The sequence below is a fragment of the Aminobacter sp. 01T433 genome (genome assembly GCF_056398585.1).
This window is the reverse complement of sequence record NZ_JBFTPR010000013.1, coordinates 72699-86906: the sequence shown is the minus strand read 5'-3', so window position 1 is coordinate 86906 and position 14208 is coordinate 72699. Positions and strand designations below refer to the sequence as shown.

At 62.7% G+C, this 14208-nt stretch carries 10 protein-coding genes; 9 read left to right on the top strand and 1 reads right to left on the bottom strand.

Features of this window, described 5'->3' with window-relative positions; genetic code table 11:
- Nucleotides 1–216: 216 nt before the first annotated feature.
- Nucleotides 217–1395: a M20 aminoacylase family protein gene (locus AC1DLV_RS21355; protein WP_476801918.1), complete on the bottom strand. Its 1179-nt coding sequence runs from the start codon at nt 1393–1395 to the stop codon at nt 217–219.
- A gap of 164 nt (nt 1396–1559) precedes the next feature.
- Here AC1DLV_RS21355 and AC1DLV_RS21350 point away from each other — a divergent pair, with 164 nt between their 5' ends.
- The 9 genes from AC1DLV_RS21350 to AC1DLV_RS21310 all read left to right on the top strand — a co-directional run bounded on the left by AC1DLV_RS21350 (nt 1560) and on the right by AC1DLV_RS21310 (nt 14149).
- The gene (locus AC1DLV_RS21350; RefSeq protein WP_476801919.1) at nt 1560–2714 is read left to right on the top strand and encodes a M20 aminoacylase family protein; all 1155 of its coding nucleotides are present in this window, start codon (nt 1560–1562) and stop codon (nt 2712–2714) included.
- A gap of 226 nt (nt 2715–2940) precedes the next feature.
- Nucleotides 2941–3678 carry an IclR family transcriptional regulator gene (locus AC1DLV_RS21345; RefSeq protein ID WP_476801920.1) on the top strand — a complete coding sequence of 246 codons (738 nt, stop codon included), beginning with the start codon at nt 2941–2943 and terminating at the stop codon, nt 3676–3678.
- Between the two features lie 18 nt (nt 3679–3696).
- Nucleotides 3697–7548 (top strand): hydantoinase B/oxoprolinase family protein, encoded by a 3852-nt coding sequence (locus tag AC1DLV_RS21340; RefSeq protein WP_476801921.1) that lies wholly within the window; start codon nt 3697–3699, stop codon nt 7546–7548.
- 84 nt (nt 7549–7632) lie between these two features.
- Complete coding sequence (locus AC1DLV_RS21335) at nt 7633–9204, top strand: ABC transporter substrate-binding protein (protein ID WP_476801922.1); 1572 nt, start codon at nt 7633–7635, stop codon at nt 9202–9204.
- A gap of 57 nt (nt 9205–9261) precedes the next feature.
- A complete protein-coding gene (locus tag AC1DLV_RS21330) occupies nt 9262–10269 on the top strand; it encodes an ABC transporter permease (protein ID WP_476801923.1) in 1008 nt (335 codons plus the stop codon).
- Nucleotides 10266–11162 (top strand): ABC transporter permease, encoded by an 897-nt coding sequence (locus tag AC1DLV_RS21325; RefSeq protein ID WP_476801924.1) that lies wholly within the window; start codon nt 10266–10268, stop codon nt 11160–11162. Before AC1DLV_RS21330 ends, AC1DLV_RS21325 begins: the two co-directional genes overlap by 4 nt.
- 1 nt (nt 11163) lies before the next feature.
- Entirely contained in the window at nt 11164–12201 is a 1038-nt protein-coding gene (locus AC1DLV_RS21320; RefSeq protein WP_476801925.1) for an ABC transporter ATP-binding protein, read from the top strand.
- On the top strand, nt 12194–13018 hold the full coding sequence (locus AC1DLV_RS21315; RefSeq protein WP_476801926.1) for an ATP-binding cassette domain-containing protein: 825 nt from the start codon (nt 12194–12196) through the stop codon (nt 13016–13018). Before AC1DLV_RS21320 ends, AC1DLV_RS21315 begins: the two co-directional genes overlap by 8 nt.
- 879 nt (nt 13019–13897) lie before the next feature.
- Nucleotides 13898–14149, top strand: a complete 252-nt coding sequence (locus AC1DLV_RS21310; protein WP_476801927.1) for a hypothetical protein — start codon at nt 13898–13900, stop codon at nt 14147–14149.
- The last annotated feature ends 59 nt before the right edge of the window (nt 14150–14208 follow it).

Here is a 14208-nt window from a genome sequence, read left to right as displayed (position 1 = left end):
CTGGAATGACCGAAGTTAGGAAGTAACCTTACATCTCTTCGGCAAGCACGACGTAAGCGAGCCCGGGGCACACAGCATTATGCCTGCTCCGCCGGGCGCCCAGGAGCATCACGCGCGGCTTCGTTCCGCGCGCATTGACCTCGATGTCCTTGCACCCAACCTTAGCCAGTACTTCCGTGGCTTAGTGAGGTCGGTTGTGCCTGGGCATCCACACATTCAGCGCTCAGCCGGCGTCGCTAGCCTGTCACTGACGAGCGTCGTCCAGTAGCGAACACCATGAATGATCGCGTCGTCGTTGAAATCGTATGCGGGATTGTGAAGCCCGGCTGACTCGCCGTTACCCAGCCAGATAATAGCCCCGGGTCGCTTCTCGAGCATGTAGGAAAAGTCTTCCGCACCCATCGTGCACTGACAGTTTCCGTCGACGCTACCTGATCCGGCGACACTGGAGGCAGCGGCTATTGCAGCTTGCGTCATCTCAGGATTGTTGACCGTAACCGGGTAGCCGGGTCGCCAGTCGATCTCGGCTTGCGCTTCAAACAGCCGCGCGGTGTTGGTTACCATATCCCGGAAACGCTGCTCGACCGCTTTCCGCGTTTTTGGATCAATCGTCCGTATTGTGCCGCCAACGACGGTCGATTCCGGGATCACGTTAAGTGCATCGGCACTGCCGCCAGCGAGATAGGTGACCGATACGACCACGGGATCGAAGGGATCGACATGGCGTGAGGCGATCGACTGGAGCGCCGTCACCAGATGCGCACTGACCAGTACAGGGTCGCGCGATTCGTGCGGCGAGGCGGCATGAGCACCCTTACCGCGTAGAGTGACAACGAAGCGGTCGGCGGCCGCCAGCATCGGCCCGGAGCGGATTGCGAACGAACCTATCGGCAGGCCCGGGTCGTTATGCATGCCGAAGACTTCCTCGATGCCGAAGCGTTCCAGAAGCCCTTCCTCGATCATCACGCGCCCGCCGGCGCCCCCTTCCTCTGCAGGCTGGAAAATGAGCACGACCGTTCCGGCAAAATCCTTGGTGGAGGCGAAGTGACGGGCAGCAGCAAGCAGCATCGCCGTGTGGCCATCGTGACCGCATGCGTGCATCCTGCCGAGGTTTTTCGAGGCGTGAGCCAGATTTGTCTGCTCGGTTATCGGCAGCGCATCCATATCGGCCCGCAGACCGATGGTGCGGCCGCCCAACCTGCCCTTTACGACTGCGACAACGCCCGATTTCGCAATTCCGGTGACGACTTCGTCGCAGCCAAACGACCTGAGCTTATCGGCAACGAAGGTCGACGTCATAGGCAGGTCGAACAAGAGCTCGGGATGCTGGTGGAGATGGCGCCGCCACAGGACTGCTTCCTCGGCAATCGTCTCGATCGTGTCTTGGGTGGGCATCTATTCCTCATTCTTCCAGCTGACTCAGGTTCGCCGCGTAGCCCGACGGCAAGGATGCGCACCGAGCTTGCGCGCTCGACGTCTTCGACGCCCTAGGACGAAACGCTTGCCTTCACAAGACGCCAGTGCCACTGACAGGCCAAAGTCACGAAAGACGGTTCGCCATGCCTGTAATTGAACAGATTGCTCAGTTCGCCGACGATCTCACCGCGATACGCCAGGATTTCCACCAGCATCCCGAACTTGGCTTCGAAGAACACCGTACCTCCCAACGAGTGGCTGAATTGCTGGAAAGTTGGGGTGTCGCTGTCGAGCGCGGTATCGGTGGAACCGGTGTGGTGGGCATCATCGAAGGAACCCGGCCAGGGCGTAGCATCGGATTGCGGGCCGATATGGACGCCCTGCCGATGGATGAGCTGACCAACCTGCCCTATGCGTCAAAGAACCCCGGCGTCTTTCATGGCTGCGGTCACGACGGCCACACAACCATGCTGCTCGGTGCCGCGCGCTATCTCGCCGGCAATCGCGACTTCACAGGTCGCGCCGTGTTGATCTTCCAGCCGGCAGAGGAAGGCCTTGGCGGCGCGAGAGCCATGCTGCGCGACGGCCTCTTCGACCGCTTCCCCTGCGACGAACTCTATGGGATGCACAACTCGCCCTATCAGGGGCATTCCCAGCTGACGATCCGGCCGGGCAAGGCACAGGCCGGCGCGAGCTTCTTCGACATTACCCTTCATGGCCGTGGCAGCCACGGGGCCATGCCCCAGGCCAGCCGCGATCCGATCACCATCGGCTCGGGCCTGGTGAAGGAGATGCAGGAGATCGTCTCGCGCAATACCGACCCGACGCATCCCGCCGTCGTTTCGGTCACGCAGTTCCATGCCGGCTCAGCCTACAACGTCATCCCGGAAACTGCGGTCCTTCGCGGCACCTTCCGCTATTTCGACGAAGCCGACGGCGAACTGATCGAAACGCGCATCCGTAAACTCTGCGCAGGGTTTGCGCTCGCGCATGAGATCGAGATCACGGCCGATATCCGCAACATCTTCGATGTCCTTTCAAACGATCCGGAGCGGGTGGGCAACCTCATCGAGGTCGGGCAAGAGATCGTCGGCGACAAGGCGCAGCCGAATGCCGAACTGACCATGGGGTCGGAGGACATGGCCGACCTTCTACGCGTCGTTCCTGGCGCTTTCTTCAATCTTGGGCATGGCGGCACTGTTCCGCTGCACAATCCCGGATTTATTTTCGACGACACGATCCTGCCGGTCGGCGCCAGTTTGCTCGCACGCCTCGTCGAAGTACGCGGCGCCGCCTGAGGGCATTGGCCCCCAATAAAATCAAATTCTTGATCTGAGGAATTCGCTCGATCCCTGCATCGCTGCCGGGACCGGCGAAGCTTTGCCTTTGCGATCCGATGACGCCGCCCGCCTGGGGACATCGGGAAGTCGGCTCATTTTTCAACTTGACCAAATGACCCGACGAGAGCATTGGTTGCATTATATGGAACTCAGGTTCCATTTTATGGAACGGCTCGGAGGAGCAATGTCGGTCCTGAATAATGCCGCAGACGTATTGAGGTGCTTTGGCAACGACTGTCCCGACCTCACGGTTTCGGACGTCGTGAGACTGCTCGGCATGCCGAAGGCCAATGCGTCGCGCCTGCTGAAGGCGATGCGCGAGGCGAACATGCTGGAGACGATCGGCGACAGCCACCGGCACCGTCCGGGCCGCCTGATGCTCGACCTGGCCGCCGCCTACCGTCGCTCCTCGCTGCTGATCGGCCGCGCCAGCGAGGTGGTCGCCGAAGCCAGCGCCACCTTTGGCCATACCGGATACATCTCCGTGCGCGACGGCAAGGAAGTGACGGCGGTGGCCGACTTCCAAGGCACCAACGCACTGCGCGTCGTCAGCAATATCGGCCGGCGCCTGCCCGCCCATCTCAGTGCCACTGGTCGATCGCTGCTGGCGCGGCTTGGCGAAGAAGAGGTGCTTGCGCTCTACGCCGGACACGGTGCGCTGGCCGACTTGAGCGAGCAGCTCTCAAAAGTACGGCATCTAGGCTTCGCATATTCGAGCCAGGAGGCGACCCCCGGGGTGGACGCCATCGCAATATCAGTTGCCGATCCTCGGACCGACGAAGCCGTCAGCCTGTGCATCGTTTACCCCCACGCACTCGTGGACACCAAAGGCCGCGACGAGATGATAGCTGCGCTCGCCAAAGGGGCCGCCCGCATCGCCGAGGACCTAGGCGACGGTGCTTTCGTCGCCCCCCGGATTTGAAGAAAAGGACATCATGTAATGAGTGATCTGCCCAACCGCTGGCGCGTGGGGTTCGACATTGGTGGAACCTTCACCGACTTCGTGCTCTACGACAGCAAGAACCACTCCGTCACGCTGCACAAGCGGCTGACCACGCCGCACGATCCGTCCCAGGCGGCACTTCTCGGCCTGCAGGAACTGCTGGATCTGCAGAGCATCAAGCACAGCGATGTCAGCGAGATCGTTCACGGCACAACGCTGGTCACCAACGCCGTCATCGAGCGCAAGGGTGCTCCAGTCGGCCTCATTACGACGCGCGGTTTCCGCGACCTGCTCGAAATGGGAACCGAGCAGCGCTACGACATCTATGACCTCTTTGTCTCCTTCCCCGATCCGATGGTCAGCCGCGACCTGCGCCTCGAGGTCGACGAGCGCATGAACGCCTCTGGCGAGGTCGAAACCGCGCTCGACGAAGCACAGGTGCTGCAGGCGGCCAAGGCACTCGTCGCGCAGGGCTGCGAAGCAGTGGCCATCGCCTTCATACATTCCTACGCCAATTCGGCGCATGAGCGCCGTGCCGCCGACATCATTCGCGCTGCCTTCCCCGAACTGTCGATCTCGATGTCGAGCGAGGTCGTGGCCGAAATGGGCGAGTATCAGCGCATTGTCACCACCTGCGCTAATGCCTTCGTACAGCCTCTGATGCACCGCTACCTGACCAAGCTCGAGAAATCGCTGCGCGGCGCAGGCTTTGCGGGCGCGCTGCGGCTGATGCATTCCGCCGGCGGCCTGATGTCGTTGGAAACCGCACGCGACTTCCCGATCCGGCTGCTGGAAAGCGGCCCGGCGGGCGGCGGCCTCGCCACCGCACTGTTCGGCAAGGCAGCCGGCCTGTCCGACGTCATTTCCTTCGACATGGGCGGCACCACCGCCAAGGCCTGCATGATCGAGGACGGCCGCGCCGAGATCTCGCCGATGATGGAAGCAGCGCGCGTCCACCGCTTCGTCAAGGGCTCTGGCCTGCCGATCAAGGCTCCGGTCATCGAGATGATCGAGATCGGCGCCGGCGGCGGCTCGATCGCCGCCATTGACGACGTCGGCCTGTTGAAGGTCGGCCCTCATTCCGCCAGCTCCGATCCGGGCCCGGCCTGCTACGGCATGGGCGGCAAGCAGCCGACTGTGACCGACGCCAATCTCACGCTTGGCTACTACGATCCCAACTTCTTCCTCGGCGGTCGCATGAAGCTCGACCTCGAGGCCGCACGTGCCGCCATTGCGCGCGTGGCTGCGCCCCTGAACCTGACGATCGAAGAAGCAGCACTTGGCATTCACAAGGTGGTCGTCGAGAGCATGGCCTCGGCCGCACGCGTGCATCTTGTCGAGCGCGGCAAGGATCCGCGCGAATATTCCATGGTCGGTTTCGGCGGCGCGGGTCCGGCGCACGCTGTAGACGTAGCGCGCGCGATGGGCATCAGCTCCGTTCTGATCCCGCCAGCATCGGGCGCTGCATCTGCCCTCGGCTTCCTTGCAGCCCCCCTGTCCTTCGAAGGTGTGCGGTCGCTGCGCGTCGAGCTGAAATCAGGCTTTGACACGGATGCTGTCAACGGCGTGCTGAATACCCTTGAAGACGAGGGACGCCACCAGCTTACGCGCTCCGGCATCGCCGCAAGCGACATCGTGGTCGAGCGCAGCGCCGACATGCGCCTCGTCGGCCAGATGCACGACATCAGCGTGCCTCTGCCCACGACCACACTCGGCGAAGCCGACCTGCCCACCATTCGCGAAGCCTTCGTTCGCGCCTACTCCGCCCGCTATGCAGAGCCGTTCGAAGGCGCGCGCTTCGAATCCGTCAACTTCCGCGTCCGCGTCGCCGGCCCCACACCGCAGCTTTCACTCACCGGTGCCACCGGTGGCGGCGATACGGCAGCCCGGATCAAGGGCCACCGCATCTGCTGGTTCGATGAAGGCAAGTTCGAAACAGCCGTCTACGACCGCTACGCCATGCGGAGCGGCGACACCATTCCCGGTCCCGCGATCATCGAGGAGCGCGAGTCCACCACCGTTGTCGGCCCGTCCGACAGCGTGACCATCGACGCCAGCCAGAATCTCTGCGTGCAGGTCGGTGCGCTGAAGGCGGCCGACGCGTTCGTCACCGACGACATGACGCGAGCCGAGGCAGTCGCCCGCATCAAGGCCGACCCCATCGGCCTCGAGATCATGTGGTCGCGCCTCGTCAACGTCGTCGAGGAAATGTGGCTGACTGTCTGTCGGACCGCATTCTCGCTCGTCATCGCTGAGGCGCAGGATTTTGCCTGCGAACTGCTAGACAAGGACGGCGAGACGCTGGCCCACAGCCCGCGCGCCATGCCGGTGTTCAACCTTACGCTTCCGCGCGCGGTCAAGGCGCTCCTGGCCCGTTACCCGGCCGAGACGCTGAAGCCAGGCGACGTGCTGATCACCAACGATCCGTGGCTGTGCGCCGGTCACCTGTTCGACATCGCCATCGTCACACCGGCCTTCCGCAATGGCAAGCTCGTCGGCCTGATGGGCACTGTCGGTCACGTCTCGGATATCGGCGGCACCAAGGACTCTCTGCATGCCCGCGAGATCTACGAGGAAGGCCTGCAGATCCCGCCAATGAAGATCTTCGAGGAGGGAAGGCCCAACGAGACGTTGATCCAGCTCATCCGCCAGAACGTCCGCAATGGCGAGCAGGTGCTGGGCGACATTTTCTCCTTCGTCGCAGCCAACAAGCTCGGCGCGGAGCGGCTCGACGCGTTCATGCACGACTACGGCATGCATGACCTCGGCGCCCTTGCCGAAGTGGTGCAGGGTCTGTCGGAAAAGGCCATGCGCGACGCAATCCGCGCTTTGCCCGATGGCGAGTATCGCTCGGTCATCACTAACAACCCTCTCGGCGAGACCATCACCTACCCGGTCCTGGTCAAGGTCGAAGGCGACAGCATCACGGTCGATTTCGACGGCGCCCCACCGCAGCTGCCACAGGGTGGTCTCAACTCAACGCTGAACTACACGGCGGCGCATGCGACCTACCCGCTGAAGTGCATGCTGACGCCGGCGGTGCGCGGCAATGCCGGCTGCTATCGTCCGTTCACGGTGACCGCGCCAGAAGGTTCGATCCTGAACCCGACCTACCCGGCGGCTGTGAACCTGCGTACCCGCACCGGCTGGTATCTTGCGCCGAACATCTTTGCAGCACTCGCTTCGGCTTCACCCGAAATGGTGCAGTCCTTCACCGGGCTCGCGGTTGCAGCGAATGTCTATGGCCAGACCAAGGACGGGCAGTTCTATTCGGACATGCTCTTCTGCGGCGGCGGCCAGGGTGGCTCCGAGCGCGGTGACGGCCACTCCTCGCTGTTGTGGCCGACCTCTGCGGCCAACACGTCAATTGAGCTGATGGAAAGCCGCGTGCCCGTGCTGGTGCTGGAAAAGGCGTTCCGTGCCGACAGCGGCGGCGCCGGCAAGATGCGCGGCGGTCTCGGCCAGGTCATACGCTTCCGCAAGCGCGACGAGGACGGACTGGAGATGCTCGTCTCCGTCTATCCCGAAGGTGTCGACAACCCGATCGACGGCCTGTTTGGCGGCCAGGCCGGCGGCGGCGCTCGCGGGCGCGTGCTCTCCACCGACGGACGCGTGCTGCGCGACTGCGGCACCGGCGAGCTGGTGTCGCTGCACCGGACCGACCAGGTGGTGGAGCTCGTGCTCGCCGGCGGCTCCGGCTACGGCAACTCCGCCGAACGCGCCCCGGCCGCAATCTCCCGCGACCTCGCGCTTGGCTTCGTCACGCCCGATCACGTCGCGCTCAACTATCGCCACGAACCGGGAACCTCCGGCACCGTAGCACCCCAGGAGAACGTGGCCTGGGCCTGACCGCCCCATCGAGATCCGGCGGCGCCCGGCCAACTGGCGCCGCCCATTTGCAATGACGACCAGACATTCGACAGGAGCAATGCAATGACCTCTGACCAGTTCAACATCTCGCGGCGTGGCCTGCTGGCGCTTGCCGGCGTGGGCCTCGCCACCACGATTTTTCCGCGTCAGCTCTTCGCCCAGTCGGGCGGCGTCCTGATCATCGCCGCAGGCCAGGACATCCCCAATTTTGACCCGCACACCGCGGCCGGCTATTCCTCCTCGTTCTTCATGCGCAACGTCTATGACCCGTTGGTGCGCATCTCCGGCAACCCGCCTGTGCCCGCGCCGGGCATCGCCGAGAGCTGGACGGTCAGCCCCGACGGCACGGAATTCACCTTCGTCCTGAACAAGGCCGCCAAGTTCCAATCCGGCAACCCCGTCACCGCCGACGACGTTGTCTACTCCTTCACCCGCGCGCTGAAGCTCGCCAAGGGTAACTCCTGGATGATCCGCGACATCGTCACCGCCGAGGGGGTCACCGCCGTCGACGCCGGTACAGTCAAGTTCAAGCTCACCGCCCCCTTCGCGCCGTTCCTGCAGGTGCTGCCGTGGATCTTCATCGTCGAGAAGGCGGTGGTCGAGGCCAATCTCGGCAGTGATTCAGGTGAAACCTACCTCATGACCAATACTGCGGGCTCCGGTCCGTTCACCGTCGCCCGTTTCGAAGTCGGCACGCTCTACCAGCTCGCCCGTACGCCTGACGCCTGGCAGGCCGGAGGCGGCAACCTCGAAGGCGTGATTTGGCAGATCGTGCGTGAAACGGCCACCCAGCGGCTGATGATCCAGCGTGGCGAGGCCCATATCGCCACCGACCTCACCAGCGAGGACATGGACGCACTGAAGGATGCAGCCGGCGTCGTCAGCGTCATCGAGCCGGAATACCGCACTTTCTCGATCAAGATGAACACCCAACACGGCCCCTGCGCCGACATCAACCTGCGCAAGGCGATCTCCTACGCCACCAACTACCAGGCGATCCTCGACGCCGCGGGCTATGCCGACCTGATGAAAGGCCCTCTGCCGATGGGAATCCTCGGCTTCGACGCCAACCTCGCCGCTTACGGCACCGACATGGCCAAGGCCAAGGAATACATGGCGAAGTCGGCCAAGCCGGAAGGCGGCTTCAAGCTCAAGATGTACCACGTCTCGGGTCTTGAGCAGCAGCGTCGCTGGGCACTCATCATGCTCGACAGCCTCAAGCAGCTCAACATCGAGCTCGAGATCGTGCCGATGAACTGGCCCGACATGGTCACCGCCTGCAAGTCGCCCGAAACCTTCCCGGACCTGTTCCCCGTTTACCAGACGGCGAACTATGGCGACCCTGATAACATCGCCTATGCGGCTTACCATTCGTCGCGCAACGGCGCCTGGCAGAACGCTGTCTACAAGAACCCGGAAGTCGACGCTCTCATCGAGGCCGGCCGCAAGGAAATCGACCAGGCCAAGCGCGTCGCCATTTACGGCGAATTCCAAAAGAAGGTCGTTGAGGACGCCCCCGACGTCTTCGGCGTGCTGGAGCGTCGCAAGCTCGCCATGCGCGACACCGTGAAGGACTACCACTTCACCCCGGTCGCCTCCAACGCCATCGAGGCCTGGGGCCTGTCGCTCGGCTAAGTCGAACATTTGGCGGGCCTCCGGGCCCGCCAAAGCTCCAACCAAAGGACATCGGCAATGCTGCATTTCATCTTGCGGCGGCTCCTGCTGCTCATACCGGTCATCGTCGGACTGACGGTCATCATGTTCGCCATCGCCCGCCTTCTTCCAGGCGATCCGGTGGCGCTCGCTGCTGGGCCGAACGCAACGCAGGCCGAAATCGCAGCACTTGCCGTGGAGTACGGCCTGGATAAGCCGATCTGGGTGCAGTACGGCACCTATGTCTCCGGCCTGGTCCATGGCGACCTCGGCACGTCACTACTCACGCGCCGTCCCGTCGCTGCCGATATTAAGGCCTACCTTCCCGCCACTCTCGAACTCGTGTTCGCGGCGATGTTCATCGCTGTGGCGGTCGGCATCCCGCTTGGCCTCGTGACTGCCGTTTGGCGCAACCGCTGGCCGGATTATCTCGCCCAGGTGGGTGCCATCGGAGCGATTTCGATGCCGCGCTTCTTCCTAGGCTTGCTTCTGCAACTTTGCTTTGCCATGTGGTTGATGTGGCTGCCGCTCGGTGGCCGCTTGCCGATTATCGTCATCCCGCCGCGCTTCGTCACCGGCTTTCTGACCATCGATTCATTGATCGCAGGCAATTGGAATACCTTCTTCATGTCGCTGCGCCACCTAGCGCTGCCGGCCATAGCCATGTCGCTCTCCCCGCTTGCCACCATCATGCGCATGATGCGCGCCTCGACGATCGAGGTGATGCAGCAGGACTATGTCATGACGGCGCGCGCGCTAGGCCTGCCCCAGCGCAAGATCATCACCAAATACGTCGCCCGCAACGCTGTTTCGGCGACGCTGACGGTGATCGGCCTCTATTTCGGCTGGCTGCTTGGCGGCACCGTTCTGGTTGAAACGGTGTTCGACTGGCCTGGCCTCGGCCTCTACGCCACCAAGGCCATTGTCTCGCAGGACATGATGCCGGTGATCGGCGTGGCGCTTGTGATCGGTCTGCTCTTCGTCTTCGCCAACCTCATCATCGACCTGCTCTACGGCGTCATCAACCCCAAGGTCCGTTATTCATGACCACCACCGAGCACAACATTGCGGACGATCTCGCCACACCCCGCCGCGACAGGCTGCGCCGCGCCTTCTTCCGCTTTTCGCAGAGCAAGCTGTCGATGCTTGGTGCGGTCATCGTCGCGCTGGTCATATTCTTCACCATCTTTGGCACCGCGCTCGCCCCCTACCCCAACCATGTCACGGGCAGCGTTGATACCGCTTCCCGCTTCCTGGCGCCGTCAGCGGCCCATCCCTTCGGCACCAACGAGCTCGGCCAAGACGTGCTGTCGCTCGTCATGGCCGGCACGACCGTTTCGGTACTCGCGGGCTTCGGCGTCGTGCTCATTGGCTCGGTAATCGGCACGCTGGTCGGGGCCATTGCTGGCTTCGCCCGCGGCTGGGTCGACGAAGTGCTGATGCGGCTGACCGACCTTACGCTGACCATCCCCGGACTGATCCTTGCCATGGCGATTGCCGCGGCACTCGGGTCGGGCTTCGGCAACATGGTCATTGCCATCGCTCTGTCATGGTGGCCCGGCTATGCGCGACTGGTCCGCGGCGAGGTCCTTGCCGCGCGCGAGGAGGTCTATGTAACGGCAGCCCGTGCGCTCGGTGCCACACCGAAACGCATCCTCTTCCGCCACATCCTGCCCAACGTCGTCTCGCCGATCATCGTCAAGATGTCGCTCGACATGGGCTTTGCCATCCTGACCGTGGCAGGCCTCGGGTTCATCGGCATCGGCGTTCGCCCGCCAACTCCAGAGTGGGGCACCCTGCTTTCAGTGTCGCGCTCCTACATGCCCGATTACTGGTGGACGGCCATGGCGCCTGGCATGGCGATGTTCTTGGCGGTGTTCGGCTTTAATCTCTTGGGTGACGGCCTGCGCGACATCCTCGATCCAAAGGCGAGGCGCTGAGATGACCCAACCACTCCTTGCCATCCGCGACCTACACCTCAGGATGTCCAGCTTTGACGGTCGAGCACATGTCCTGAACGGGATCAATCTCACCGTGAACCGGGGTGAGATCTGGGGGCTCGTCGGAGAAAGCGGCTGCGGCAAATCGCTAACTGGCCTGTCGGTCTCGCGCCTGCAGCCAACTCCACCTGCGTACTACTCGGCGGGCGAGATCCTGCTCGAAGGCCAGGATCTTCTCAAGCTCAGCCCGGCCCAAATGCAGCGCCTGCGCGGCAAGCGCATCGGCATGATCTTCCAGGACCCGACGACGAACCTCAATCCGGCCTTCCGCATCGGCGAACAGCTCGTCGACGTGGCGTTGGCTGCTGCCGATCGCGATCCTGAAGTTATCGGTTGCCCGCCCAATGCCGGGCGGCGCGCACGGCGCCTTGCCGCACGCAAGATGGCCGGGGAAATGCTGGCTCGCGTCGGCATCCCCAATGCGCAGGAGCGGCTCGACAGCTATCCGCATCAGTTTTCCGGCGGCATGCGCCAGCGCGTGTTGATCGCCATGGCGCTGATTGGACGCCCTGACCTTCTCATCGCTGACGAGCCGACGACGGCACTCGACGTGTCCGTCCAGGCCCAGATCCTCGAGCTCATCAAAAACAGCGTCAAAGACTTCAACATGGGCGTCGTGTTGATCACCCACAATCTCGGCGTCGTCGCCCAGACATGCAGCCATGTTGCTGTCATGTATGCGGGAAACATCGTCGAAAGCGGTCCGGTCGCTGCTGTGATCGGCAATCCCGTCCATCCCTATACACGCGCGCTGATGTCGGCGATCCCGACCCGGGAAACCAAGCGCGGTGAGCTTCGCGGATTGGCGGGATCAGTGCCGAACCTGCTCACCCCACCGCCGGGCTGCCGTTTTGCGCCGCGCTGCCAGTTCGCGCTACCCGCGTGCACCGCAGCCACGCCGGCACCAGTGCCGGTTGGCGACAGCCATGCTGCCGCCTGCATTCGTGTGAATGAAATGGAGGCGCTCGTCCATGACTGAGATCATGCTTGAGATCGACAACGTCTCGAAGATCTACCCAGGGCGTCGCGGCATCTTCGGCACATCGCCAGAAGTCCAGGCGCTAAAGAACGTGTCGCTGAGCATACGCAAGGGCGAGAGCTTTGGCCTTGTGGGCGAAAGTGGTTCGGGCAAGACGACCCTCACCCGCTCCATCCTCCATCTGGAAACGCCAACTTCGGGCAGTATCCGTGTGCAAGGCCAGGACCTCGGGAAATTGTCCGATGCCGAGCTGCGTCGGTTGCGCGCACGCGTCCAGATCGTCTTCCAGGATCCCTATGCCTCGCTCAATCCGCGCATGTCGGTTTACGACATCGTGACCGAGCCATTGGTGATCCACCACGAAACCTTGGGCCTGACAAACCGACAACGCAGCGACCGCGCAGCCGAGCTGCTCTCGCTTGTCGGCATGGGCTCGCAGCACCTGCATCGCTATCCGCACGAGTTCTCCGGGGGCCAACGCCAGCGCATCTGCATCGCGCGTGCCCTGGCTTCAGGTCCGGAGCTGCTTCTTCTCGACGAGCCGACCTCTGCGCTCGATGTGTCGGTGCAGGCGCAGGTTCTCAATCTCCTGTGCGAGTTACAGGATCGCCTGGGTCTGACCTATTTCTTCATCAGCCACGACTTGGCGGTAGTGCGCTATCTCTGCGATCGCGTGGCGCTGATCAACCGCGGTGAAATCGTCGAACAAGGCGATTGCGCCGACATCTTCGACTCCCCGACAAGCGAATATGCCCGCATGTTGATCGGCGCGATGCCCGAGGTTAAGGTTCCAGCAAACAGCGGTCCCAACGGCTAGATGTGAAGGTTCACAACATCCTGGACGCTGCCCACACTCCACGCTCCTTCCCGCGCGACTTCTGGTGCTTCTGCAAGGAGTCCGCCGAGTCCGATTTCACTCAGTAGAACGTATCGGGACAGCGGCGACTGCGTGTCGAAACGGCGGACGAACGTGAACAGATCCTCTGCCGAATCCTGCAAGAAGAGCGCCAAGTGCAGGCCGGACGCACTGAAGTGGACAACCTGTCCGCCAGCGACGAGCCCGATGGCGATCAGCCCGACCTCGGTCTCACAATCAGGGCACAACCATATCCCGTTGTCGATACCTGATATTCTGGCGTGAGCGAAGGATCGTATCGTTTCGTGCCCTGTCCCCGCGCTGCTGCAGCGATGTGAAACGCGATGCCGACATTCATGAACGCAACAGGCGACTCATCGCTTGGCCCAATCGTCGGCGTCTTGCAGATCGAACAGCGATGCCCTGAACGCCCAGCGAGAGCCCCATTTGTTGCCTCAGAGAAATCGTCTCGATTTGAACTCACGATCTGGCCTTTTTGACTTGAGATGCTGAGAGTAAGCGACACGGCCGTACGTCGCTATGAGCGAGTGCATCACCATTCACAAAGTGGTCCATCCTCTGCCTTCCAGAACAGTAGGATCCCGCGCAGATCGTCGCTCGACCAACAGGCTCGACCTGAGCGTACGGTCTGCTCTTGAGATCGACGATCTTCGTCGCGAAGGTCCGAAATTGCGGTCAAAAGCAGTCGGCAGAGAGCTAAGCCAACCTTGAGCCAACATCGGCACACTGATAATATTTCTGCGCGGCGGCAGTCTGTCCGCAGGCCGGCGCAACTTTGGAAGACTCGGCCGGGAGGCGCCGGCCAAGTTGGAGCGCCGCATGCAGGACCGACCGCCACCCGACAAGCTGATTGTGGTCGCCGCCTTCGACCGCGACGACGACGGCGAGCTTCGTAGGGCATTTGAGCCACGGGAAATGCAAAGCGGCGAAGCAGCGGTCCGGTTCGCCAAGATGATCGAGGACCATCACATCGGAGTTATCGCTTGGGTTCGCGAGGTGAATTCGGCCATTGGCGAATATGGCGAGCCGAAGATTCTATACCAGCACGGCGAAGTGCCAGGCATGGAGTGATGCGATCCTGTCATCAGCACAAAGGACGCTGTTCTTGCCGAAATTGTCGCTGGCGATAC